Here is a 24,231-nt window from a genome sequence, read left to right as displayed (position 1 = left end):
AATTAGCTAAAATATAGGAAGTAAAATAATGATCCGTTCATTATGGATTGCTAAAACCGGTCTTGATGCTCAACAGACCAATATGGATGTGATTGCCAATAATTTGGCTAACGTAAATACCACCGGATTTAAACGTCAAAGAGCGGTGTTTGAAGATTTAATGTATCAAACCGTTCGCCAACCGGGGGCGTTATCGTCGGAGCAAACTACTTTACCATCGGGATTGCAAATCGGTACGGGGGTCAGAACTACCGCGACTGAACGTGTTCATAGCCAAGGGAATTTATCTCAAACTGATAAATCCACCGATATCGCGATTAAAGGTGATGGTTATTTTCATATTCAACTGCCTGATGGTTCTGATGCTTATACTCGTGATGGATCGTTTCAGATTGACCAAAATAGTCAATTAGTGACTGCCAGTGGTTTTGTGATCACACCGGCAATGGTTATCCCTGATGGTGCTGATAAAGTTGAAATTAGCCGTGATGGAATTGTTAGTGCTACCTTAGCTGGCAGCTCTGCCTCTCAGCAAATTGGTCAATTGACATTGACGACATTTGTTAATGACGCCGGTTTAGAAAGTATGGGTGAAAATATGTACCTGGAAACTAACAGTTCAGGTGCACCAGTTGAAAATTCCCCGGGCATTAATGGCTCAGGGTTTCTCTACCAAGGTTATGTTGAGACATCGAATGTTAATGTAGCACAAGAATTGGTTAGTATGATCCAAACTCAGCGTGCATATGAAATAAATAGCAAAGCGATTACAACGTCAGATCAGATGTTGCAGAAGTTAACCCAGCTATAAATTCATTCCCTCTAATTTTGAAAAAAAGTGGCTAAGAGTGTACTGCGGTTATTATCTGAATAACCGTTGCACTCTTTTTGCTTATATTAAGGAAAGATTACTGCAATGTGGCGTTTTATTATTCTCATTATGGTTATAACAGCGGGGGGATGTGCGTATATCCCTAAAAAGGCATTGGTTAATGGCCCAACTTCCGCTCAACCAGCGGCAGCGATAGAGCATATTAATACCGGTGCAATTTATCAATTAAGTCAGCCTGTTTATTATGCTTATCAACCTTTATTTGAAGATAGGCGACCCCGGAATGTCGGCGACACGTTGACGATTACGTTACAAGAAGATGTCAGTGCTAGCAAAAATTCGTCGGCCAATGCGGGGAGAAACGGTAAAAGCAGCTTTAGTGCCGGGATTACGCCTAAGTTTCTAAAAAAATTAATTGCAGGCGATACGGTCGATATGTCGATGGAAGGGCAAAGTGAGTTCGGAGGCAAAGGAGGCGCTAATGCCAAAAATACTTTTAAAGGCACAATTACGGTTACGGTGATCCAATTATTGGCTAACGGTAATTTACGCGTGGTGGGTGAAAAGCAGATTGCGATTAATCAAGGAACCGAATATATCCGTTTTTCGGGCGTGGTGAATCCAAGAACCATCAATGGAAATAATACGGTGAACTCGATGCAGGTTGCAGATGCGCGCATCGAGTATGTTGGTGATGGCTATATTAATGAAGCGCAAAATATGGGTTGGCTACAGCGTTTCTTTTTAAATGTTTCTCCTTTCTAATTAGGAAATCTCTATGCGTAGCTTTGCGATTTTATCGACGCGAAATGGTGTAGTTTCATATTTGCGACTGTTATTGTGCAGCATATTATTTTTTGTGCCACTGAATTTACACGCTGAGCGTATTCGTGATTTATCCTCATTACAGGGTATCCGTGATAACGCCTTAATTGGTTATGGGCTAGTTGTGGGGCTAGATGGCACGGGCGACCAAACCATGCAGACCCCTTTTACCACCCAAAGTATGAGTAATATGTTGTCTCAATTGGGTATTACTGTCCCGACGGGAACCAATATGCAGCTTAAAAATGTCGCGGCAGTCATGATTACAGCTAAATTACCTCCATTTGGACGTACTGGGCAAACCGTTGATATTGTGGTTTCTTCTTTAGGAAATGCGAAGAGCTTACGTGGCGGAACCTTATTAATGACTCCACTTAAAGGCGCTGATAATCAAGTTTATGCGATGGCACAAGGTAATATTATTGTTGGCGGTATCGGTGCGGAATCAGGGAAAAATAGCGTAAAAATCAATCAGCTTGCAGGTGGGCGAATTTCTAATGGCGCAGTGATTGAACGTGAAGTTGCGATGTCGGTTACAGATAAAGAGTTTCTTAATTTGCAACTCAATGAAGATAACTTCACTCAGGCACAAAATATTACTGATAGTATTAATCGCCTCAAAGGCCATGGCATTGCTACCGCCTTAGATGCCCGCACGATTAAATTACAATTGCCATTACGTGATAGCGATAGAGTGAGATTTATTGCACAAATTCAAGATATTAAAGTGCCAACGGCTATTCAAGATGCCAAAGTTATTCTGAATGCTCGTACCGGGGCTGTGGTCATGAATCAACATGTTACCTTAGAAAGCTGTGCCATTGCGCAAGGTAATTTATCGGTCACTGTCGACAGTCAAATTGAGGTTAGTCAGCCAACTGCACCTCTAGCAGGTGGGAGTACAGTAGTTAGTCGTAATACCGATATTAATATTAGTGAACCCAATAATCGCTTGCAAAGAGTTAATACCAGCGCCGATCTCAACAAAGTGGTTTCTGCATTGAATACTTTAGGTGCAACACCGGCGGATTTAATGTCTATTCTGCAAGCGATGGAAAGTGCCGGTTGCTTAAATGCTAAATTGGAGATTATTTAATCATGCGTACTCCACTTCACACGGGGATGAGCATGCCAGATATTGGTGGAGCAGCGTTTGATGTTCAATCGCTGAACCAACTTAAAAATCACGTGAGTCAGCAACCCCAGCAGGGGTTGCGTCAAGTGGCACAACAATTAGAAAGTGTGTTTGTTAATATGATGCTGAAAAGCATGCGTGCTGCCTTGCCACAAAATGACGCGATGAGCAGTGAACAATCTAAATTGTACACCTCATTATATGATCAACAAATCGCTCAAGATCTCTCTCGTCATGGTCTCGGTTTTGCGGATAAAATTGTACAGCAGCTCAGCCAACAATTAGTCATTAAACCAGAAAAAACACCATTATCACCGTCGAATATGTCCCATAGCGTGCAACAACCGCTGAGCCAATCGCCATCCGGTCATATGTCTGCTTTTTTCCATGCTGAGCAAAATTGGTCAGATGCATGGTCGCAAAATACCTTAGTGGCTAAAGCACGACAGATTTTATCCCCCGGTAGCCGTGAATTTCTCACTAAATTATTGGTCCCAGCGCGTATCGTAGGGCAAAACACAGGAATTCCTTATATGCTGATTTTAGCCCAAGCGGCATTAGAATCCGGCTGGGGGAAAAAAGAAATCCTTAATCCCAACGGTCAGCCGAGCTATAACATTTTTGGAATTAAAAGTGGCAAAAATTGGTCGGGAAAAACTACGCGAATAACCACAACTGAATATATTGATGGTCAAAAAGTAAAATGTAAACAAGATTTCAGAGTGTATAGCTCCTATCTTGATGCACTCTCTGATTATGCACAATTAGTTAGTCGTTCTAAGCGTTATCAAGGTGTTATCAACGCTCCGAATGCCGAGCAAGCTGCAGTGGCAATTCAAAAAGCCGGTTATGCAACTGATCCTCATTATAGCCAAAAGTTAACTCAAATTATTCAGCAATTAACTCGTTCTTTGGAGCAGGAAGCTACAGTACAATATGATTTGAGTGAGTTATTTTAATAATTATCTTTAGTGCTCAAAATTCAATCAATAATTAATGGAATATATTTCGGCTATTTAAATCAGCGTATTTAAATAGCCATATTATATCCATCTATTCATATTAATATATTCAAATATAAATAATAAAATCACTAAAATTTAATTATTAAAACGCCATTCATCCTTTAAGAATAATAATATTTTGCCGATATAATATTAGGCCCTTAAATCTATTCCATCTTTATTTTTCTTTAAAAGAATAAAGATAAAATTATCTTTCTAGGAACAGTCATGTCAAATAATTTATTAAATATTGCAATGAGTGGTATTAACTCGGCAAATACCGCAATGTCGACCATTGGCAATAATATATCCTCATCTAAAGTGGATGGATATAAACGACAAACGGCAATTATGAGCGCTAATAATGGGTTAAAAACGGCAGATGGTTATCTTGGGACTGGGGCACATATTAGTAAAATCCAACGGGAATATGACAGTCTTATTGATAAACAATACAATAAGTCATTATCTAACTTGGGCATGTCTGAGGTGTTTTTTCAACAATCACAGCAGATAAGTAAATTATTTGCTGAATCAGATAGTGATATTAACTCACAGCTTAATCAATTTTTTAAAAGTATTGCTACATTAAGCGGCAATGCAGGCGATCAAACTTCACGTTTGCAAGTATTAAATGATGGAGAAGATTTAGTTAATCGATTTAAATTTATGGATAATCAGTTAACCGAAGAAGAGCGAAATTCAAATGAACGTGTAACGGATTATGCCGATCAAGTTTCTACACTCGCAAGCCAAATTGCTAAATTAAATCACGATATATTTAATGCTAAAAGTGCTAATAGTATCGAACCTTTCGATATGCTGAATCAACGTGAAATTTTCATACATGATTTAAGTCGATTAGTTGAAGTGAAAAATGAAGAGGTCGATGGTTTTATTAATTTATCTTTATCTAATGGAATGGATTTAGTTTATCAAGATAAAAATATTGATTTAGTTGCTTTTAATTCTAATTCAGACAGTAGCAAAGTTATTGTTGGGGTAAAAAATGATTTAGGTGTTGTCAAAGAATTAACTTTGGCGGCATTAGGATCAGGTAAAATAGTGGGTGAATTAAAATATAGAAATCAAGTTATTGACTCAGCTAATAATCAATTAAATCAAACGGCTTTAATTTTTGCTGAAAGTATGAACCAAGTACATAAAAAAGGTTTTGATCTAAATAATGCCGCCGGTATTGATATGTTTACTTATGGGCAGCCAGAGATTATTGCTAATAGCAAAAATTCGCGGGAAGACCATTTTACGGTAACGTTTGATACCAGCAAAATTGGTGATGTTCAAGCTTCTGAATATACAATAACGCGTAAAGGTAGTGATTGGGAAATTAACCGTTTATCTGATAATACTCAGATTCATCCTCATATATTAGCTTCTGGTAATTTTGAATTTGATGGATTAGTTGTTACGCCACCAACACGACCACTTAGCCAAGAAGGTGATAGTTATCAATTAATTACAGTTCAAAATGCTATTCCTGATCTTAAATTAAATATTATTTCTCCGGATAAAATTGCGGCAAAAGCTAACCGGAATAATGGGGCAGATAATGCACAAAATTTAAATGAAATATTTAATTTACAACAGGAACATCGTATTAATGGTAAAAAAAGCTTTGCAGAATCTTTAATTTCATTATCGACATCGGTAGGTGATAAAGCTAATAAAGCCAGTAGCGATTACACCAATAAATTAGCTATTACTAAATCATTATTTGCAAAGCAAGAATCAATTTCAGGGGTTAACTTGGATGAAGAATATCTTGAACTAAATACTATATTACAATATTACCAAGCTAATGCCAAAGTATTAGCAACGGCTAACCAATTATTCGATATTTTAATTAATAATTTAAAATAATAAATTATATTAAGTTTAAATCGCTTAATACATAAAAATAAATATTGAAAATACAAAATAAGTAAGGGAAAACATGCGCCTCAGTACATTATTAATGACCCAAACGAAAACCGCAGGAATTAACCAATATAATTTAGCTCAACAAAGCCAATCTGAAAAATTTAATGCTCGAAAGAATTTTTTATCTCCTGCGGATAATCCGGCCGGGCATCGTGAGCTTATGCGTTTAAAACAAGCTCAAAGTTTACGTAGCCAATACACGTTGATTCGTGATTCAGCTAAAGAGGCGATGCAATTTCAATCAAATACTATGGATAGCATCTCATCAAATATCAAAAATATTAATGAAACTATTATTTCTGGAATGAATCAAGTGGGTACCAGTGACGAGCAGCGAAATACTTATGCTCAGCAATTAACTAATTTTAAAAATCAAATGTTATCGCAAGTTAACCGACAGGATAATAGTGGCGAATATATTTTTTCTGGCGATAAATCTAATGTTGTTCCTTATCAATTAGTCGCTGGGAAGTTAGAATATCAGGGGGGAGAAGCTAAATCACAGCAAATTGATCAGTATCACAGTACGGTAGTGAATGTTACAGGTAAAGATATATTAACTTCAGTGGGTAATGACGATGTTTTCACCTTATTAGATAAAGCTATTAATGCGTTAAAAGTTCCGACGGATAATGCCAGCCAAGCAACGCGAGATGCACAGCGTACTGCATTGGACGAATCTAAAAATGAATTAGATAAATTTAATAAAAATATTAGTTTGTCGATGGCTAAGATAGGATTACAACTAGAAGAAGTTGATGCGCTTAATCAACGGGATAAGCAAATAACAGATATTACTAATGAGAGGATAACCGAGGTGCAATTCTTAGATCCTCTTAAAGGTTTTCAAGAATTAATGAATATAAAAACGGCTTTATTATATGCCTATTCAAATTACTCATTAATGAAAGATGTTAATATCTTAAATTACGTTAAATAAGCCGGTTGAGATACAGCAATAAGAGTGCTTTAATTGATACGTTGCCCTGTCTAAGACAGGGCTTTTTTAGTTTAAATATTCGATAGATTTGAAAATAAAATCCATATTTGATGAGATGATCCGTTCGCTAAAAGCTGGGAATAACGGCAGAGAAAAGAAGATGATAATAATTCCGCTAAGCATTGTGATAGGAAAGCCGATGACAAAAACAGAAAGCTGTGGCGTCATACGATTTAAGATACCTAAAGCAATATTGATCATTAAAAGGGTAAAAATAAATGGCAGCGAGAACAATAATCCATACAGGAAAATATAGCCCGCAGATTGAATAATTAACCAGATACCTTGTTTATTCAATGGGATTGAAGAGATCGGAATAACATTAAAGCTATCTACCAATAAATATAAAAACCATAAATGTGTATTAAATGAGAATAGCAATAAAATAAATATCAGGTTTAAAAAACGTGAGATTACTGGCATATTAGGTCCGCCAGAGGGGTCAACAAACATAGCAAAAGAAAGCCCCATTTGCATACCAATGAGCTCACCAATATATTTTACGGTTACAATCATAAATTGTAAGGCAAAACCAATTAATAAACCGATGATCATTTGTAAAATGATGATCATCACACCTTCAAGTGATAGAATTGCAGTTTTATTAGTTGTAATATTAGGAAATACTAATATAGAGATTGATAACGCTAATAATAACTTTATTTTTTTGGGGAATGCCTTTTCACTAAATAGTGGGGCAATAGTCATAAAAGCTAATAATCTTACCACAATATAAAAATATTGATTTAATATCGCAAGTAGTTCAGTCGTATTTAAAGTTATCATTTTAATTTATAACATTAGGGATTTGGCTGTATAACTGTTGGATATAATCTAAAACATAATCTAGCATCCAAGGTCCAAGCAAGATGGCAATACCAAAAACACAGATTATTTTAGGAATAAACGACAGCGTCATCTCATTTATCTGTGTCGCTGCTTGTAATATACTGATTATTAATCCGCTTAATAATGCTGCTAATAATAATGGGCCACCTAAGATTAGCGCTACTTTCATTGCGCCAATGCCTAATCCAACAATAAACTCTGGTGTCATGGTAGATTTCCTAACTAAAGAAGCTTTGACTGATGGATCCAATGACCAGTTGCCAGCCATCGACCATAACAAATAGCATTAATTTAAATGGTAATGAGACGGTTGCAGGGGGTACCATCATCATTCCTAATGCCATTAATACGCTAGCGACGACTAAATCGATAATTAAAAATGGAATAAATAGAATAAAACCAATTTGAAATGCAGACTTTAATTCACTGGTAATAAATGATGGAATTAAAATACGTAATGGAATATCACTTTCTGAATTAAACTCCGGAGATTTAGCTAAATTAGAAAATAATGCTAAATCTGTTTGTCGAGTTTGCTTTAACATAAATTGATGTAGTGGCTTAATAGCTTCATCTAACGCCTCTTCTAAGCTAATTTTTTCTTGATTAAAAGGCTGATAAGCATGTTGATAAATATCATCCAGTACCGGTGACATAATATAAAAAGTCAAAAATAGCGCTAGCCCTAATAAAATTTGGTTAGGTGGTGCGGTTGGCGTACCTAATGCATTGCGCAGCAATCCAAGCACAATGATAATTCGGGTAAAACTGGTCATCATTAATATCACCGCGGGAATAAAGCCTAAAGCGGTGATCATTAATAGTGTTTGTACCGGTAGTGACCATGATTGACCACCATCAGCGAGTTCATGGCTATAAAACGTTGGTAAATGAGCCTGGGCTGGCGAGGATATGATTAAAAATAGTGTTACACTGGCGAATATATAGCGCATTGCTTTTTACTCATTATAGACTGATCATAGTTTAAATAGCGGTATAAACTAGGTTAGCCGGATGCTTAAAATTAAAAATAGAATAGGAATAAAGAAATTATTAACTTATTTGATCTGTATTGATTAATATATCCTCTTTATTGATAGTCTCGATTGTTGAATGGGTCGCTAATAAAGTGATTTCTTGGGGAGTTATCCCGATTAATAAATATTGTTGATTAAATTCAATTAAGCTTAAGCGCTCTTTGCCGCCTAAATTATGCTGACTAATAACTTTTAGTATATTCTGGTTCTTGGATGTACTAAATTTTTCGGGCATAAAACGTTTCATCGCCCATAGAATGACTATCGCGAGAGTAATTAGAAATATAAGACAAGCACTAGTTTTTATTAAACTATCATTAAACATAATTAAGCCATTATGGGTATCTATAAAATGGATTTTAATAAAAATAGGCGGCAGAATGCCGCCTTATTGCTGGCTTAAAGAGAAAAAATAGCAGCTTAAATTTTTGAAATATATAATATCCCAAACAATTTATTTATTATTTCTACTTTATTCGGCTAACAATTATTATTTACTTAAACGACGCATCCGCTCTGAGGGGGTAATAATATCAGTAATTCGAATACCGTAATTATCTTCAACCACCACGACTTCACCCTGAGCAATTAAATAGCCATTGATTAAAATATCTAGCGGTTCGCCCGCCATACCGTCAAGGGAGATTACTGAGCCTTGGGTTAAACTGAGTAATTTTTTAATAGTCATTTTGGTTCTGCCGAGCTCAACGGTCATTTTGACCGGAATATCCATGATCATTTTCATATCTGAAAATGAACCATCAATATTTTTAATATCAAGCTTATCAAAAATAGCCGGGCCATTATCATCCGGCTTAGGCGGTTGTGATTGTTGTGCTACGGTTGTCGCCCACATTTCTTCAGCGGTTGAATCTGCTAAATTTACTTCACTATCTTTTATGTGTTTAATTTCGTCGCTCATGATCTTTCTTCTTCCAAATGATGTAAAACAGGATTAATTAAATGCTCAATCTGTAGAGCATATTGCCCATTTAGCGTGCCATATTTGCCATTAAGTACCGGTACTCCATCAACGTGGACAAAAATGCTGTTTGGTTTCTCAATTGGAATGACATCGTTTTTATTTAGCTGCAAGATATTAGACAGGCGCATTGGGTGATCGATAAAATTAGCCACTAATTCTAATTCAGAATATTTAACCTGATTAACTAATCCGCCAAACCAAGAATTCTCTTCTTGTTTATTATTTTCTACGGGAGGATTAATTAATTGCTCCCTCAGTGGCTCGATCATGGTGAAAGGCAGACAAATACAGAACTCCCCAACCATATTGCCTATTTCAATTAAAAATGGAGTAGTAATAACAATATCATTTGGTGATGAGGTGATATTGGTAAACTTAACCTGACTTTCTGAGCGAATATATTCAGGCGAAATTTTAGCGATAGAACTCCATGCATCCCGGTAGGCATCCAATGCAAGCCGCATCATTTTATTAATAATACGTTGCTCTGTTGGGGTTAATTCACGCTCTCCTCGACTAACAGGGAAACGTCCATCTCCGCCAAATAAGCTATCAACTGCAACATAAACTAAGGTTTTTTCAAATGTAAATAGTGCAGTTCCTCTGAGCGGATTTAAATGCACTAAATTTAAATTAGTCATCGGAGATAAATTTTCAGAGAAATCGTTATACGATTCTATTTTTATCGCGCCGACGGTAATATCTGAATTTCGATGAATAATATTAAATAACCCAATACGAAATTGTCTGGCAAAGCGCTCGTTAATGATCTCTAGCGATTGTAGACGTTCGCGTATTGCGCGTCTTTGGGTGCTCGGATCATAAGGGCGTATGAGGTTTTGTACCTCCTGAGGATGGTTATCAATCCCCATATTTTCAACCCCCATGACGGGGGCCTTTATTTCATCCAGAGACAGATTATCTTTATCTGCCTCTGAAACTATCTTTTCGCTCATATTATCATCGCAGAATAAACGTAGTGAATAACACATCGGTGATCGTATGCTCGGATCCACCGACTACCAAACCAGGTCTTAGAACTTCCTTAATATCAGACATCAAAGATAGCTTTCCTTCATCTGATGCTAATTCGGAAATATTTTGGCGAGAGATTAATAATAATAATCGGCTACGTACTTCAGGCATATATTGCTCTAAATGTTGGCGTGTCGTTTCATCCGCCAGTCGTAACGTTATTTCTATATAAATCACTCGATTTTTATTATCATCACTAATTAAATTAATCGTGAAGGGAGAAAGTGGCAGAAAAATAGGAGCCGGCGGCATCACTTCCAATTCATTTTCAATTTGAACGGATTGGCTATTATTCTCTTTCTCGGCGTGTAATATCCACCATCCTGCACCTCCCATCACACCAGTCATGGCGAATATTGTGAAAAGTATAATCAGTAACGGTGACTTTGTTGTATTTTGTGTATTGCTCATGGGTAAAATCCTTTTTTTAGATAACCTGAATCCTTCAGGTCAGTTAATACAAATATAATGAAATAACAACCGGATTAATTATCCTTAAATTCTTAGCTAATGAACCGGAAATAAAGACTGAAAAATACGGTTATTTATCGTCATTGAGTGTTTATTGTCCTTTACGATATCGGCACTAAATAAATATACTGATATTGTTTTTAGACGTTAAATTATTATTGTTTAATTTATCGCTAATTATATTGGTTAATAAGGCTGTTGAGATATTCGAATTATTCAAGCTAACCTTTTGTTTTTGTTTATTTGATGGATTTTCTGAAGACGAATTTTCTGATGGCTCATGGGTATTCGCAGTATATTGAGCTAACGACGGATTTTCTGAATTTAGAGAAGGTTTATTATTCATCGATTGATTATCTAAAATAATATCAGATTGAGTTAATTCAATCCCTTGTTGGGAGAGGGCATGTTTTAATTCAGGTAGCGCCTGTTTGATTACTGCACCTACCGAATCGTGCATAGCAATAAATTCAAATTTTGCCTGATTAGCCTCTATTTTTATTTTAACCTGAATACTCCCTAAATCTGCCGGGTGTAATATAAGTTCAGCGTGATTCAGTTGGCTTTTATTAAAGCGTAAAATCTGTTGTTGAAATTGTGTTTGCCACTCTTCAGTTTGATAATGTGCAGTTAAAGGTGCGCTGGCTAAAGCGGTGGAAGATGATGTGTAATTTCCCCCATAGGCCAGAGTTGAAAAACTGTCCGCCACAGATAATTTTCCTCCGTTATTAGCTGTGGCCGGTAAGCTTTCGGCCCAAGCCTCGGCATTTAATTTCTGGCTATCACCGACGTGTTTATTGTGGGTTAGTGCGTATTGAATGGTTGCAAATTGCAGGGCTTTAGCGGCGATCAATTCTGTTTGTTGTGCATTACGAGCCGATAGCATTGTGCTTTTTTTGGTGATATTTTCCCGCTTAGTCTGGCTGGTTAAGTTATTAGTGGCAACGGATGGGGGCGTATTCAATCCATGCGTTCGGTTAAATATTTTGTCTATACTGAAGGCATTATTAAGGCTCTGCTCCTCGACTAACGGCACGCTATCGAGATTATTTTCATCACTCGCTAGCCCTTTAATCTCATGATTACCATAGGCTATTGTGGTTTTTGGATTATTGATTGTCCGATTATTTAGAGAGCTGAATATGTTTGAATCAAGTATTTTAGCGTCAAGATCATTAGGCTCATTGGTATTTTCTTGTGTTGATAATTTGAAATCCTGCTGATTGAGAGTCAGATTAAATGCAGCAATATCCGGCGCAGACAACGGATTAATCGGTTGATGGTTAATCTCTGCCTTAGTCTCAGCTAATGCAAACGTATTTGTATTAGCGAGATCTGATATTTCATCGTCTGCTACAGATTGTTTAGATAATTTATTAGTCTTTGCAGGCTGAGCTGAGGACAAATACTGACTAAAATTAGGGGCCTTATTTTCAGTATCTCTGTTTTCAGTGTCTATATTTTCAGCATCTATGGAGGCTGAAGAATATTTTGCTGTCGGCGTAGTAGGTGATAATTGAATTTCCATATTTAGCTTAACCTATAAGTTGTACGTTGTGCGAATTCATCCATTAATTTTTGATCGCGTTGCTGATGCTTAGCCTGTTCTATCATTTGCTGTCGCTGAACTAATGTCGCGAATCCTTGCTCTCTTTGTTTACTGTCCCGCCAGCGCTGTTGTGCTTTATTGCGCTGTTGTTCACTGATTACCAGTTGCTGTTGTTGATGGGCTATTGAGTGCTCTAACACCGATAAAAATACGTGATAATTTTTTATCGTCGCAGATGTCAACCCGAGGAGTAATTGTTGCCCCAGTTGCTGTTGATATTCTGCATGATAATCAGTCAGTTGCTGCAATTGTTGTTGTAAGTGCTGAACTTGTTGATTCTGATGTTTTAATTGCAACGCTAATTGTTCGCTTTTTCGAGCGCTAATCTGTTTTAAATTGAGAAAAGCCGAACGAGGTTTCATTGCTATCGCTCCTGCTGTATTTTATGAGTAATAAAAGCAGTTGGCTGTTATGTGAAATTTAATAATTCGCATAATTGTTGTTTTGCCATCGTATCATCACAATGTTCGGTTAATTGTTGTTGTAAATACTCCATCATATGAGGGTATAAGCGGATTGCAGTATCAATTAATACGTGACTGCCAGCGACATAAGCGCCTACATTTATTAAATCCATATTTTGTTGATACAGTGAAATAAGCTGTTTAAACCGCCGTACGTGGCTAAAATAATCGTTATCTACCAGCTCAGTCATTACTCGGCTAATCGAAATCTCAATATCAATGGCGGGATAATGACCGGAATCGGCTAAATGGCGAGATAACACGATATGGCCATCAAGAATGGCTCGCGCAGCATCGGCAATGGGATCTTGCTGATCATCACCTTCGGTTAATACCGTATAGAAGGCGGTAATACTGCCGCCGCCATCAATTCCATTACCTGCGCGTTCAACCAAAGCGGGAAGGCGAGCAAAGGCCGAAGGGGGATAGCCTTTGGTGGCAGGAGGTTCGCCAATCGCTAATCCTATTTCACGTTGTGCCATTGCATAGCGCGTTAAGGAATCCATAATTAACAGTACGTTAAATCCTTTATCGCGAAAGTCTTCGGCAATACGGGTCGCATATTCAGCTCCTTGCAAGCGCAATAATGGTGAAACATCCGCAGGTGCAGCGACTACAACCGCACGTTTTAATCCGTCGTCGCCTAAAATATTGTCAATAAACTCTTTTACTTCGCGTCCACGTTCACCAATCAATCCCACCACAATAATATCGGCTTCGGTATAACGCGCCATCATGCCTAATAAGCGGCTTTTTCCGACGCCAGAACCGGCAAATAATCCCATACGTTGCCCACGCCCGACGGTCAATAAGCCATTAATCGCCCGTACGCCAACATCCAACGTTTGAGTGACGGGACGGCGTAATAATGGATTGAGTGGCGGTGTATGTAGCGCAGCTGCATGTTGCTGATTTAGGGGCGCTTTACCGTCTAGTGGCTGGCCTTGGGCATCAATCACCCGTCCCAGCAATTGTTCTCCTAAGGGAAATACTCGAGCCGAAGAAGGTGATTGCGAGTACTGATGATGGCAATAAATTCGCGCCCCCGGCATAACACCGACCATTTTATGGTACGGCATTAATAGCAGTTTAGCGCCATCAAAACCGACCACTTCGCAGTCAATATCTCTATCCTGAGGCTGGTTAGGTTCAACACGACATACTGCACCTAACGGCAATTGTAATCCTGTGGCTTCTAATATTAAGCCAGTGACACGTGTTAGCTGACCATAAACTCGGTAAGCGGGCAATTGATTGATTTGCTCGGGCAACGTAGCAAAAGGTTGCTTCCAACGCTGTGAGTGAAGATTCATTACGCGTCCTCGGGCATACTCAGTTGGCACAGTTGCTGCCAGCGAGTTTCTAGGCTGGCATCAATTTCACCTTCTGAAGTTATGACTTTGAAGCCCTGTGGGTGCATGGTCTCACAGGCTTCAATACGCCAGCCCAAAGTCGCTAATTGTTCACCAAGATGACACTGGATCTGTGCGATAAGGTTAGGATGTACCACTAATTTAGCGTGCTCAATCCGGCGTTTCTGTGCGCTGAGAATTGGGGTTATTTGGCGCATAATATGTGGATGTAATTCACTATTATCATTACCGATAAGCTGTTTTACCGTATCTAAAACGGTATAAGTTAGTTCGATAGCGATACGTTTATCCAGAGATTGCAGGGCCAGTGTGAAGTTTTCACAGCTGGTTTGCCATTGTTCGGTGATTTGCTGCTGGCAAACGCGCTGCTCATCTCGTGCTTGCTGACGACCTATTTCTAGCCCTTGTTGATAACCTTCTTGATATCCTTGATCTTTACCCACAGCAAACCCAGCTTGGGTTCCGCTTTCTCGCGCTGCCTGTTTAAGTTGTTCCAATAAAAAAGTAGGATCAATTTCTGGCGTTTCTAGGTTGCTATCGTCAGTGGCTGTTTCTGCCGTCGCTGGGGGGGAAGCCCATAGCTTCCCCGCGTTTAAATCGTCTAATTGCCAGCGATGCCAGTTAATTTGGCGTTGATTAGACATAGCTATCGTCACCATTACTGATCATGATATCTCCGCTATCGGCCAGGCGGCGAACAGTCATGAGAATCGCTTTTTGTTCTGATTCCACTTGTGATAAGCGCAATGGACCACGAGATTCTAGGTCATCACGTAAAATTTCGGCCGCACGTTGAGACATATTATTCAGGAAGTGATCACGTAATTCAGGTTTACAGCCTTTCAGTGCGATGACGAGTGATTCATTCTCGATTTCTTCGAGTAGACGCTGAATTGAACGGCTATCGATACCCAACAGATTTTCAAAGAGGAACATTTCATCGATAATTTTTTGTGCCAATTCATCGTCATAGGTTTTAACTGCATCAATAACATTTTCTTCTTGATGACTTTTCATCAGATTGATAATTTCTGCTGCAGTACGTACACCGCCCATTTTGCTGCGCTTAACATTTTGGCCTTCGAGCAGATTATTTAGTACTTCGGTCAGTTCTGCCAATGCCAGCGGTTGAACACCACCAAAGGTGGCAATACGTAACATGATGTCATTGCGTAAATTATCATCAAATAAAGCCAGAATATCAGCAGCTTGCTCTCGACGTAGATGAACTAATATGGTGGCGATAATTTGTGGATGTTCATCGCGGATCAGCTCAGAAGCTAATTGAGGTTCAACAAAATTCAGTGTATCAATACCTGTTGTGGTCTCTTGGCTGTCAAAAATCTCTTCAAGCAGATTATCGGCACGTTCTTCGCCTAGGGCTTTAATCAATACGTTACGCAGATAACCGTCATTATCCTGAGAAAGTGAGGTATAGAGCATGGTATTATCTTCGAACTCGATCAGAATATCGGAAAGCTCTTGCGTTGATATATGGCGCAATTGACTCATAGCGATACTTAATCTTTGCACTTCTTTGTTATTCAAATGCTTAAATATTTCTGCCGCATGCTCTTCACCCAGTGACATTAAAATCACTGCGCATTTTTCCATTCCATTTGCTGGCATTATTCTTTCCCCATCCAGTCACGAATAATCATAGCGATAGCGCGAGGGTCTTGCTGTGCCATCTCTTTTAATCTCACGCCCTGCATTTCTGCGGTCACGCGGTATTTAGCTTGTGTACGACGAGAGGCTTCCTCTTGTTCAATTTTTTGGCGTTCAAGCTGCTCGATACGTAATTTATCTTGATGTTCAGCTTCAGTTCTCGCGGCAATACGGGCGGCTTTTTGTTTAATAATCTGTGGTTTAATCATTCCTCGCCATAACCCAAGCGCAACTAGTCCAAACAGTAGATAGCGACCTATATCAATAATGAATGATAGGAAAATAGGATCTTTCCATAGCGGAATATCATCAATTAAATCTTCGCCGATTATTTGTTCAAAAGGCGCATTAACAATATTGAGACTGTCGCCACGCTCAAGCGAGAAACCGACGGCATCTTTGGCTAATAATTCAATTTGTTGCAGTTTATCCGTAGGGATAGGTAAATTAATATCCTTCGCCCCTTTGGCTATATTTTCTTGATAATTGACAATTACCGCGACCGATAAGCGTTGCAGTTGGCCGACTTGGTGCTGGGTGTGGCGTACATGGCGATCAACTTCAAAGTTTGTTGTTTCATCAAGGCGTTGATTACCATTGATTTTTTGCGTGGTTTCCGCGCTATTTTTTGCCGAAGGCGCATTTTTAGCATTAGACTCAGGCGCAGGGGTGGCGACAGGTTGATTGGATAACGCCCCCGGGACACCATTTGCAAGAAAATCATGCTGTTGCTGGCTACTACTAATTTGTCGTGAACGAATGGTGGCATTTTCTGTTTGCTGATTAGGCGAATATTGCTCAGAGGTTTCTTCCGTTTTGGCAAAATTCATTTGTGCGGTAACTTGAGCATGCACATTGCCTTTACCCACCAGCGGCGACAGAATCGATTCAATCCGTTGTTGATATCGATTTTCAATGGTTTGAACATATTTTAATTGGCTGGTATCTAAATCTTGTCCGATCCCTTGGGGATGGCTTAATAAACGACCCGCTTGATCAACAATAGTTACATTTGTCGCCGGTAATCCGGATACACTGCCAGAGATGAGATGAACAATTCCGTTGATTTGTCCTTCATCAAGCACACGCCCATCTTGCACGCTTAAAGTAACCGATGCGGTTGGTTGTTTTTGCTCTCTGACAAATAACGTTGGTTTCGGAAATGCTAAATGCACTCGCGCTTTATTGACCACACCGAGAGATTCAATAGTTCGGGATAATTCACCTTCTAAGGCGCGCTGATAATTAATTTGCTCGCTGAATTGGCTCAAACCAAACTTTTCTTGGTCAAGCAATTCAAAACCTATATTACCGCCTTTAGGTAGCCCTAATTGTGCTAGTTTTAGGCGTATTTCGTGCACTTGGTCTGAAGGAACTAAGATTGCTGCCCCATGTTCCGAAAACTTATAAGGGACATTCATTTGATTCAATTGAGTAACAACTTCTCCCCCATCCTGATCAGTTAAATGGGTAAACAGTGGACGGTATTCCGTCCCTTGCAGCCATAAAAATAAACTGAGAAAAATTGTTATCGCCATCGCACTGCTAATGATTAACGGTATTTTATGGTCGGATTTTATTTTCTGCATGATAGCGGCAAATTTAGCCGTCGGACTCACAGATGTATTAATTGCGCTCATAGTCAATTTTTGCCCTTGCGGTGTAAATAAATACAAATAATGTGGCGTGACAAAATAGACTCCTCTGTTTGGCTATCGAATATTTTCGTGTCATGTTGCAGTATTATGGCGCCGCAAAAAATTACTTATCGGTAGATAAGCTTTTAATTTTTAGTGTAATTATCCGCTTTGATTCTGATTGTCTGTGGTAGCTTTTATGCCATCTTGCTTATGCTGCAACTAATTCACGATCAAACAGGAAAATAACTCATGGCAATAAGTGCAATCGACAGTATTGGTGGATTATCCATTAATAAACTTGAGCCCATTAGCATGTTGTCTGCACCAGTAACGGGGGCAAATAATGAAGGTTTCTCAGCCCAATTAGTTAATGCGATTAAGAATGTCGATAAATTACAAAATAATGCGACGCAAAAAGCGCGTTTATTTACCCAAGAAGTGCCCAATGTGGAATTAAGCGACGTGATGGTAGATTCACAAAAAGCCACAATATCGTTGCAATTTGCGGTACAAGTGAGAAATAAACTGGTTTCGGCTTATCAAGAAGTGATGAATATGCAGATTTAGAACGATTAACATATTAATATTTAATAAGCTATTTTCTTAATTGCATGGGAGATAAGTGGGGCGTTTGGGTTTAAAATTATAATTTAGCCTCGCGTGATAGGAGACACTTTTGATGTTTTTTCCTATCATTCTTCTGCGATTATTTGACTCATATCAGACTAATTCATATAAGTAAGTTTTTATTGCGCTAAATGAAGTATTGTCCTAGCATTCTTAGAACTTAAGCTAAACTATTTTAAGAAAATGGAATGAATAAATTACTAGCGTGCTTTTTGAGTGTATCGATTTTAAGTTCTACTGGGTGTGTAACGGCAATAGTTTGGCAATCAAATGCTGTGAATGAGACTAAAACAAGAGAACACGTCGATTTAAAAGATAATATTGTCTCAGTTTTTGAATATAAAGATATCAGCATTAAGAATAAGCTGACTCATGAAAAATTAAAAGATATTGAGATACCGACCTCAGGCTATGGTTTCTTAGGCGATAAATATATTTATATATTAACTAAGGGTTCCGCCGAGCTAATGGAACTTAACGAGCTAGTAAAAGTAATTCCATTGTCTGCGTTCGATAATCCAGATGGTGTGATTAGAGTCGAACTTAAGCCGGATGTACGTAGTAAAGGGCTGGTAAGATTTAATGATGAATACTTTGTTTATATAGATAAAAAATATACGCTAACCCCAGAGCAAGAAAGAAGTCTCAAAAATTTTGGTTTTAGTGAAACGCGTTATGATAAAGATAGGTCTTGGGTTAAAACTATCCGAATAAGTGGTTATTTATTTGAGCGAGACGGAATTACTCTTCCATCAAAACTAAATGGCAAGTTAAACCAACCCTATAAGGTTGAGTTTTATACTACAGAGAGATATAACTCATTGAATGCGGGTAATTTAGCTGGCAATATCATAAGTACTCCATTTACTCTTGCTGGTGATATTATTGCAACGCCAATATTGCTTCTACTGTATGCAAACTATGCCAATAAGTAGCAAAAAAAGTGGAAAGCATTGAATAAGTCGTTTATCGGCCTTTTTTATTGCTTACGATTTATTGATGTGTTTTGATTCCGGTGAATGGCTGAATTGATAGCTTGTCCTTGGGGGATAGCTAACGCCCTAAGCCGTTTCTATTCCACGTAAAATTCTAGTATTCTCCTTGATTGAAAATCCTTTCATTGTATAAACCTTTCTTGAGGTCTATATGAGCAAATAAGATATAGAGCAAATAAAATATAGAGCAAATAAAATATAGAGCAACAATACTATTTTATCGATAAATTTGCGGCTAATAGCTTGCCATTCTAATTAATTAATGTGATGGCGTTTTTATTGAAACCAGTATTTGGTTGCCGGCAAATAGTATTATTCAACGGCAAGCCAGTGCTTGAGTTAATTCTCGATCTTACTCGGTATTTTTTTATATAGTCGATCTTTACCGTCATATGATGAATATACATATTTAGCACCAACACGTAATCTGCAAAATAGAAAATGGCCTGATAGTAATCTCAGGCCATTTTTTTAATTCCCGTAGGCGGCTTCTAATTTTAAATACTGTCGCTGGTGGCATAATCCACGAGCTAGTTGTGCGAGATGAGATTGGCTAAGTAACAATAACTGATGATTAATAGTTTGAGTTTGGGCTAATAAATCATCCAGTTCGCTCTGCTGCTGCGCGGTTAATTTTATGGTTGCACATTGTTTGCTGAGTTGCTCAATTGCCGATAAATAAATCGGTTGCTGTGCATATAGCCGCTCCCATTGTGCCTGTGCAGCATAGTTCAATAATGACTGACCTAGCCCATTAATTGATGCCACCGCATTGTATTCAGTTACTAACCTCATTGTATCTCTTCTTGACTTTGGCGCAGTATCAAATGTGTACTCATCTCGTCGATCACGGATTCAAGAATAGAAACGTCGTTATGTAGATGGGCATACATTAATTGTTTGATTACTGTATGGTATAACGACGTATATGCCGCATCTTCGCGTTGTAAGGCAGCAAAATCGATATCAGCATAAATAATCGTTTGCAGTAAATCGATGGCTTTATTGAACGATTCACCCTTTTTAACAATTTCTTGTTTTTGAATAAATAACTTGGCTTGCTTAATCCGTGAGATCACTGTTTTTAGCAAAATATGAATAATTTGCTGCGGCGATGAGTGTAAAATCTGGCTTTCATTATCGACCGATTGATATAACTTTTGTGCCGATAAATTAGTCATTTCGTTGCCTTGTCATTAATTTAAGACTACTTTCAGCATCTTTAAATCGATTGACCGCGGCTTGCATTTGGGCAAACTGTGTTTTTAATTGTTCAATTTTTTGAACGGTAGTTTCTTCCACTTTGGTGATTTTATTTTTTAAGCTAAGATTATCTTTTTGTAATCTAAATTGGACTTGCTCTAAAGCACTATTTTTATTTTGGCCGCGTTGTTGCAATTCGTGATCAATAAATGATTTTATTTCACCGGCTAATCCATGATGTTGGTCATTACCGATGAATAATTGTTTAAAATCTTCCATGTTTTCAGTGACTATTTTCTGGAAACTTGCCGCATCTTCCTCTTTTATATCAAAAATATTATCATTATTAGTCCGTATTTTAAGATCAGTAAGATGGGATATTTTACCCTCACCAAATTGGCTACGCATAATATGCGTTATGGCGGTCATCAAATTAGACGCGGGGTTGTTATAACTTAGCGGTCCACGTTTATCGGCATCAATATCATTATGCGTTGCTTGATCATGAAATTGACGTAACTCGTTATAACCCGTAATCCACTGAGTCACATTTTTAACAAAGCTTTGGTTGTCTTGTTCAATAATAATGCCGACAGATTCATTCGAGGATTGGAGCAACGAAATTTCAGTATTTTTAATGACATCGGTCAGAGTGTTACTAGTTCGAGTGACTTCTACGCCATCAATCATGATTTTCGAATCTTGCGCGGCTTGCGATTGTTGCATGCCGGTTGGCGTGGTGGTGGAAGAAGCAGTGGCATCATAATCCAAATATAAGGCTAATTGAGAGTCATGGTTGACGGTAATTTTGCTAATCGCCGCTTGGCTGCCGGTATCCGTTGAGCTAATTGATAAATAACTTTTATTGGTATCACTCGGAATAGCCAGCGCGGTCAGGCCTTTTTTGGTTGCATTAATCGCCTTAGCGATTTCTTGTGGCGATGTTTGTTTATGAGTTAATTTGAGCTCTAATATTTCCCCGTTTTTAAAGAGGATATTAACGGTGCGCTCTTTGGTATTAGTGTCACCTAAAGAGCTATTTATTGCGGGTAATGCTTGGCTTTTTAACTGATGAGGCATCGCTAATTGCTTTACAGTTAAATTAAAATCCGAACTGGGAGATTGCGCACTGGGAGTAATTTTAAAATCCTGAGTGTCTTTATCCACTGAGGCTTTCATTTCAATGCGGTTATTAGAGAAGACCAGTGCTTCAGAGGATTTTTGAAAATCTCGCATTAAAGTATCAAATTTATGGTAGCTTTCTAATTGAAGCGTATTTTTATTAATTGTTTGCTGAATTTTATCGATTTCTAATTGTTTATTTTTATTTGCATGGCTTAAAAATGAATCAATATTTAAATCGCTATTATTATTCAGTGATGCAGAAGCATCGCTAGATAGTTTTTCTTGAGCTTCAGTAATGACATTTTGTTCTTTTTGGTGCAATATATTTTGGACTTCTTGGCTTTTAGTTTTAGCGTCATAAATCGTAGGGGGTGTTTTTTGTAGCGCACTATTAGTGTTGGCTTGGGCAGGATTAATCGTAGGCATAGGATATTCCTTTAGATAATAACAATGATATTTATCTCTATCGGCCAAGCCCACAAAAAATTTAGCGTTCGTAGTATGTTAGTCAGATACCCACGTCATGTTAGTAATATACCAATGCCATGTTAGTACAAACCTGTGTCATGTTAGCACTATATAGGTAATTGCTTATCAATTATTAATAGCCATGGAATATAGCCTATATTTAATTGTCCAGATTTAACCGTAAAATTTGTGCTAGCATAATAATATTGAATAAATAATAAAATAATTATTAAAGAGTCACTGGCTAGATGACGATAGTAATTTGGCAACGGGAAACTCCCGTAATAATAAGGCTTGATGCCTAATAAAAATTACTTAAAAGGAAATAACATGTCATCTATCTACATGGGTTTTAATCCATCGGCCAATCAGGCAGCGCGTGAAATGCAAGCGAACAACAGTTCATTAAATAAAGCGCTGACCAGCCTGACCACCGGTAACCGTATTAATACGGCAGGTGATGATGCTGCGGGTTATACCATCGGTAAAAACATGGAAGTTAAAATTACGGGCATGAAACGTGCTGTACGTAATGCCAACGATGCAATCTCTGCATTCCAAGTGTTGGGCGGTTCATTGAAAGGTCTGACCGACCGTGTGGCTCGTTTACAAGAACTAGCGACTCAGGCTAATAGCTCATTCAACGGTGCTGGCGATATCGCTAACATCCAAAAAGAAGTTTCGTCACTGATTGCTGGTATCGACAGCGATGCAAAACAGGCGAACTTCAATGGTGTTAACCTAATGGAAAAAGAGCGTGAATTCTCCGTTCAGGTCGGTGACTCTGCGTCAGATCAAATTAAATTAAACGTAGAATCGATGACGGTTAAATCGTTGGGTATGGATAAGATTGATTTCTCAGTATTCTCTAGCGAAACCCGTTATCTGCAAAAAGCTCCAGCAACAGGTGTTACCGTTGCTAAAGGGACTGATACTACAGTGACGGCCATTGTCGCGGGTGATATTAAACTAGGCACAACAGCGGTAGATATCACAGACTTTAATGCTAGTGATAATTTAACTATCGCAGCGGATGATGATTTTACGGCTATCTCGACGGCATCAATGGCAAATGGTGCTAAAGGGATGTTCGCTTTAGTGGATCAACATGGTAACGCAGTGGCTGATAAAATCGCTATTCAAAATGATACCAAAGATAAATACGCTATTTTAAATTTAGTTACATCAATGGATGCTGCGGGTAAAGCTTCAGTAGCGGTTAGCTTAAATGGTACTGATGCATTAGATCAAAATGATTTTAATGCATTATATACATTATCAACACCAATTTCTGCGACGACGGGCATTGATAGTGTAGTTAAACCGAAAGTGCAGGAGTCCGCTGCTGCTCGAGTTATTGACGATACAAATATTACTATCGCTCCAGGAACTACAAGTGTTCCAACGGCTTTAGGTACAGCATCTGGTAAAATCACTGAATTGAAACAAGTTCTGGATAATAGTGGAGCCGTTGAAGAAGGTAAATTCTTATTATCTGTGACTACTCAATCTTCGGGCGATGTTGAATTGTTTGAAGTTAAAATCAATAAAATTGAAGTAATGAATGGTAGTAAAAGAAAGATGACGTTAGATGTTGTTGGTCCGCATACTGAAGTTATGAAAGAATATGATGCAACGACTGTTTCTAAAGATACGCTGTTAGGTAAACTGAAAGAAGCTTACGATAAAATCAACGAAGTTAGCAGCACTGTGGGTGCAACAATTACTGGCTTAAATAATACCATCGAAAGCCTGAGCACTAATATTTCTAATACCGCAGATGCTCATGCACGTATCATTAAAGCTGATATCATCGAAACTTATTCAGAAGCTTCAAGCCGTAAAGTTCAGCAACAAGCTATCGCCCAAGCAATGCAAATGGCTAACAGCCTGACAGAAATCGCTCTGCAAGCTATGCGTTAATCGTTACTCTTATTCCTAAATT

At 38.2% G+C, this 24,231-nt stretch carries 25 protein-coding genes; 9 read left to right on the top strand and 16 right to left on the bottom strand.

Translation table 11 applies throughout. The features are described from left to right. The first annotated feature begins 28 nt into the window (after positions 1–28). From flgG to M992_RS11620, 6 genes are all read left to right on the top strand, one after another. Positions 29–811, top strand: a complete 783-nt coding sequence (flgG, locus tag M992_RS11645) for a flagellar basal-body rod protein FlgG (RefSeq protein ID WP_047256580.1) — start codon at positions 29–31, stop codon at positions 809–811. A gap of 105 nt (positions 812–916) precedes the next feature. Further along, complete coding sequence (locus M992_RS11640) at positions 917–1,597, top strand: flagellar basal body L-ring protein FlgH (protein WP_082120820.1); 681 nt, start codon at positions 917–919, stop codon at positions 1,595–1,597. A 13-nt stretch (positions 1,598–1,610) separates the two neighbouring features. Then, a complete protein-coding gene (locus tag M992_RS11635; RefSeq protein ID WP_053908750.1) occupies positions 1,611–2,753 on the top strand; it encodes a flagellar basal body P-ring protein FlgI in 1,143 nt (380 codons plus the stop codon). A 2-nt stretch (positions 2,754–2,755) separates the two neighbouring features. Beyond that, a complete protein-coding gene (gene flgJ / locus M992_RS11630; protein ID WP_072165953.1) occupies positions 2,756–3,751 on the top strand; it encodes a flagellar assembly peptidoglycan hydrolase FlgJ in 996 nt (331 codons plus the stop codon). Positions 3,752–4,024: 273 nt separating this feature from the next. Continuing rightward, on the top strand, positions 4,025–5,677 hold the full coding sequence (flgK, locus tag M992_RS11625) for a flagellar hook-associated protein FlgK (protein WP_053908749.1): 1,653 nt from the start codon (positions 4,025–4,027) through the stop codon (positions 5,675–5,677). A gap of 73 nt (positions 5,678–5,750) precedes the next feature. Continuing rightward, entirely contained in the window at positions 5,751–6,677 is a 927-nt protein-coding gene (locus tag M992_RS11620; protein ID WP_047256584.1) for a flagellin N-terminal helical domain-containing protein, read from the top strand. Between the two features lie 66 nt (positions 6,678–6,743). Here M992_RS11620 and fliR read toward each other — a convergent pair whose 3' ends face one another. From fliR to fliF, 13 genes are all read right to left on the bottom strand, one after another. Continuing rightward, positions 6,744–7,523 carry a flagellar biosynthetic protein FliR gene (fliR, locus tag M992_RS11615; RefSeq protein WP_047256585.1) on the bottom strand — a complete coding sequence of 260 codons (780 nt, stop codon included), beginning with the start codon at positions 7,521–7,523 and terminating at the stop codon, positions 6,744–6,746. Between the two features lies 1 nt (position 7,524). Next, positions 7,525–7,794: a flagellar biosynthesis protein FliQ gene (fliQ, locus tag M992_RS11610; protein ID WP_047256586.1), complete on the bottom strand. Its 270-nt coding sequence runs from the start codon at positions 7,792–7,794 to the stop codon at positions 7,525–7,527. Between the two features lie 10 nt (positions 7,795–7,804). Next, complete coding sequence (gene fliP, locus M992_RS11605) at positions 7,805–8,539, bottom strand: flagellar type III secretion system pore protein FliP (protein ID WP_047256587.1); 735 nt, start codon at positions 8,537–8,539, stop codon at positions 7,805–7,807. 100 nt (positions 8,540–8,639) lie between these two features. Further along, positions 8,640–8,948, bottom strand: a complete 309-nt coding sequence (gene fliO / locus M992_RS11600) for a flagellar biosynthetic protein FliO (RefSeq protein ID WP_053908748.1) — start codon at positions 8,946–8,948, stop codon at positions 8,640–8,642. Positions 8,949–9,113: 165 nt separating this feature from the next. Continuing rightward, positions 9,114–9,545: a flagellar motor switch protein FliN gene (gene fliN / locus M992_RS11595; RefSeq protein WP_053908747.1), complete on the bottom strand. Its 432-nt coding sequence runs from the start codon at positions 9,543–9,545 to the stop codon at positions 9,114–9,116. Further along, positions 9,542–10,564: a flagellar motor switch protein FliM gene (gene fliM, locus M992_RS11590; protein WP_047256636.1), complete on the bottom strand. Its 1,023-nt coding sequence runs from the start codon at positions 10,562–10,564 to the stop codon at positions 9,542–9,544. The genes fliN and fliM overlap by 4 nt, the downstream gene beginning before the upstream one ends. A 4-nt stretch (positions 10,565–10,568) precedes the next feature. Continuing rightward, entirely contained in the window at positions 10,569–11,054 is a 486-nt protein-coding gene (fliL, locus tag M992_RS11585; protein WP_047256589.1) for a flagellar basal body-associated protein FliL, read from the bottom strand. 175 nt (positions 11,055–11,229) lie between these two features. Beyond that, positions 11,230–12,642: a flagellar hook-length control protein FliK gene (locus M992_RS11580; protein ID WP_053908746.1), complete on the bottom strand. Its 1,413-nt coding sequence runs from the start codon at positions 12,640–12,642 to the stop codon at positions 11,230–11,232. A 2-nt stretch (positions 12,643–12,644) separates the two neighbouring features. Further along, positions 12,645–13,085, bottom strand: a complete 441-nt coding sequence (gene fliJ, locus M992_RS11575; protein ID WP_053908745.1) for a flagellar export protein FliJ — start codon at positions 13,083–13,085, stop codon at positions 12,645–12,647. Between the two features lie 47 nt (positions 13,086–13,132). Then, complete coding sequence (gene fliI, locus M992_RS11570; protein ID WP_047256591.1) at positions 13,133–14,500, bottom strand: flagellar protein export ATPase FliI; 1,368 nt, start codon at positions 14,498–14,500, stop codon at positions 13,133–13,135. Continuing rightward, the gene (locus M992_RS11565; protein ID WP_053908744.1) at positions 14,500–15,204 is read right to left on the bottom strand and encodes a flagellar assembly protein FliH; all 705 of its coding nucleotides are present in this window, start codon (positions 15,202–15,204) and stop codon (positions 14,500–14,502) included. Before M992_RS11565 ends, fliI begins: the two co-directional genes overlap by 1 nt. Beyond that, on the bottom strand, positions 15,197–16,189 hold the full coding sequence (gene fliG, locus M992_RS11560; RefSeq protein WP_053908743.1) for a flagellar motor switch protein FliG: 993 nt from the start codon (positions 16,187–16,189) through the stop codon (positions 15,197–15,199). The genes M992_RS11565 and fliG overlap by 8 nt, the downstream gene beginning before the upstream one ends. Continuing rightward, positions 16,189–17,868, bottom strand: coding sequence for a flagellar basal-body MS-ring/collar protein FliF (gene fliF, locus M992_RS11555; protein WP_053908791.1), 1,680 nt, complete (start codon positions 17,866–17,868; stop codon positions 16,189–16,191). Before fliF ends, fliG begins: the two co-directional genes overlap by 1 nt. A gap of 249 nt (positions 17,869–18,117) precedes the next feature. Here fliF and fliE point away from each other — a divergent pair, with 249 nt between their 5' ends. Beyond that, positions 18,118–18,435, top strand: coding sequence for a flagellar hook-basal body complex protein FliE (fliE, locus tag M992_RS11550; protein WP_053908742.1), 318 nt, complete (start codon positions 18,118–18,120; stop codon positions 18,433–18,435). Between the two features lie 248 nt (positions 18,436–18,683). Beyond that, the gene (locus tag M992_RS11545; RefSeq protein WP_053908741.1) at positions 18,684–19,430 is read left to right on the top strand and encodes a YidX family protein; all 747 of its coding nucleotides are present in this window, start codon (positions 18,684–18,686) and stop codon (positions 19,428–19,430) included. 531 nt (positions 19,431–19,961) lie between these two features. Here the strand turns inward: M992_RS11545 and M992_RS11540 are convergent. Genes M992_RS11540 through fliD form a run of 3 tightly spaced genes read right to left on the bottom strand, consistent with a single transcriptional unit; the run spans position 19,962 to position 22,244 of the window. After that, positions 19,962–20,285, bottom strand: coding sequence for a hypothetical protein (locus M992_RS11540; RefSeq protein WP_053908740.1), 324 nt, complete (start codon positions 20,283–20,285; stop codon positions 19,962–19,964). Continuing rightward, the gene (locus tag M992_RS11535) at positions 20,282–20,671 is read right to left on the bottom strand and encodes a flagellar export chaperone FliS (protein WP_053908739.1); all 390 of its coding nucleotides are present in this window, start codon (positions 20,669–20,671) and stop codon (positions 20,282–20,284) included. Before M992_RS11535 ends, M992_RS11540 begins: the two co-directional genes overlap by 4 nt. After that, the gene (gene fliD, locus M992_RS11530) at positions 20,664–22,244 is read right to left on the bottom strand and encodes a flagellar filament capping protein FliD (RefSeq protein WP_053908738.1); all 1,581 of its coding nucleotides are present in this window, start codon (positions 22,242–22,244) and stop codon (positions 20,664–20,666) included. Before fliD ends, M992_RS11535 begins: the two co-directional genes overlap by 8 nt. A gap of 372 nt (positions 22,245–22,616) precedes the next feature. On the opposite strand from fliD, the gene M992_RS11525 reads away from it, so the two are divergent. Further along, a complete protein-coding gene (locus tag M992_RS11525) occupies positions 22,617–24,209 on the top strand; it encodes a flagellin N-terminal helical domain-containing protein (RefSeq protein WP_053908737.1) in 1,593 nt (530 codons plus the stop codon). Positions 24,210–24,231 lie beyond the last annotated feature (22 nt).

It is taken from the genome of Moellerella wisconsensis ATCC 35017, assembly GCF_001294465.1.
In the GTDB taxonomy this organism is placed as follows: domain Bacteria; phylum Pseudomonadota; class Gammaproteobacteria; order Enterobacterales; family Enterobacteriaceae; genus Moellerella; species Moellerella wisconsensis.
This window is presented reverse-complemented; position numbering and strand designations above follow the sequence as displayed.

What these genes read in the sequence shown, in the direction of transcription:
- fliG (WP_053908743.1), bottom strand. Translation starts at nt 16,189, where the DNA reads ATGCCAGCAAATGGAATGGAAAAATGCGCAGTGATTTTAATGTCACTG.
- M992_RS11545 (WP_053908741.1), top strand. Translation starts at nt 18,684, where the DNA reads ATGAATAAATTACTAGCGTGCTTTTTGAGTGTATCGATTTTAAGTTCT.
- fliM (WP_047256636.1), bottom strand. Translation starts at nt 10,564, where the DNA reads ATGAGCGAAAAGATAGTTTCAGAGGCAGATAAAGATAATCTGTCTCTG.
- fliO (WP_053908748.1), bottom strand. Translation starts at nt 8,948, where the DNA reads ATGTTTAATGATAGTTTAATAAAAACTAGTGCTTGTCTTATATTTCTA.
- fliN (WP_053908747.1), bottom strand. Translation starts at nt 9,545, where the DNA reads ATGAGCGACGAAATTAAACACATAAAAGATAGTGAAGTAAATTTAGCA.
- fliJ (WP_053908745.1), bottom strand. Translation starts at nt 13,085, where the DNA reads ATGAAACCTCGTTCGGCTTTTCTCAATTTAAAACAGATTAGCGCTCGA.
- M992_RS11540 (WP_053908740.1), bottom strand. Translation starts at nt 20,285, where the DNA reads ATGAGGTTAGTAACTGAATACAATGCGGTGGCATCAATTAATGGGCTA.
- flgJ (WP_072165953.1), top strand. Translation starts at nt 2,756, where the DNA reads ATGCGTACTCCACTTCACACGGGGATGAGCATGCCAGATATTGGTGGA.
- fliD (WP_053908738.1), bottom strand. Translation starts at nt 22,244, where the DNA reads ATGCCTACGATTAATCCTGCCCAAGCCAACACTAATAGTGCGCTACAA.
- M992_RS11640 (WP_082120820.1), top strand. Translation starts at nt 917, where the DNA reads ATGTGGCGTTTTATTATTCTCATTATGGTTATAACAGCGGGGGGATGT.
- fliP (WP_047256587.1), bottom strand. Translation starts at nt 8,539, where the DNA reads ATGCGCTATATATTCGCCAGTGTAACACTATTTTTAATCATATCCTCG.
- M992_RS11580 (WP_053908746.1), bottom strand. Translation starts at nt 12,642, where the DNA reads ATGGAAATTCAATTATCACCTACTACGCCGACAGCAAAATATTCTTCA.
- flgG (WP_047256580.1), top strand. Translation starts at nt 29, where the DNA reads ATGATCCGTTCATTATGGATTGCTAAAACCGGTCTTGATGCTCAACAG.
- M992_RS11535 (WP_053908739.1), bottom strand. Translation starts at nt 20,671, where the DNA reads ATGACTAATTTATCGGCACAAAAGTTATATCAATCGGTCGATAATGAA.
- M992_RS11635 (WP_053908750.1), top strand. Translation starts at nt 1,611, where the DNA reads ATGCGTAGCTTTGCGATTTTATCGACGCGAAATGGTGTAGTTTCATAT.
- M992_RS11565 (WP_053908744.1), bottom strand. Translation starts at nt 15,204, where the DNA reads ATGTCTAATCAACGCCAAATTAACTGGCATCGCTGGCAATTAGACGAT.
- M992_RS11525 (WP_053908737.1), top strand. Translation starts at nt 22,617, where the DNA reads ATGTCATCTATCTACATGGGTTTTAATCCATCGGCCAATCAGGCAGCG.
- fliR (WP_047256585.1), bottom strand. Translation starts at nt 7,523, where the DNA reads ATGATAACTTTAAATACGACTGAACTACTTGCGATATTAAATCAATAT.
- fliL (WP_047256589.1), bottom strand. Translation starts at nt 11,054, where the DNA reads ATGAGCAATACACAAAATACAACAAAGTCACCGTTACTGATTATACTT.
- fliI (WP_047256591.1), bottom strand. Translation starts at nt 14,500, where the DNA reads ATGAATCTTCACTCACAGCGTTGGAAGCAACCTTTTGCTACGTTGCCC.
- fliQ (WP_047256586.1), bottom strand. Translation starts at nt 7,794, where the DNA reads ATGACACCAGAGTTTATTGTTGGATTAGGCATTGGCGCAATGAAAGTA.
- fliF (WP_053908791.1), bottom strand. Translation starts at nt 17,868, where the DNA reads ATGAGCGCAATTAATACATCTGTGAGTCCGACGGCTAAATTTGCCGCT.
- M992_RS11620 (WP_047256584.1), top strand. Translation starts at nt 5,751, where the DNA reads ATGCGCCTCAGTACATTATTAATGACCCAAACGAAAACCGCAGGAATT.
- fliE (WP_053908742.1), top strand. Translation starts at nt 18,118, where the DNA reads ATGGCAATAAGTGCAATCGACAGTATTGGTGGATTATCCATTAATAAA.
- flgK (WP_053908749.1), top strand. Translation starts at nt 4,025, where the DNA reads ATGTCAAATAATTTATTAAATATTGCAATGAGTGGTATTAACTCGGCA.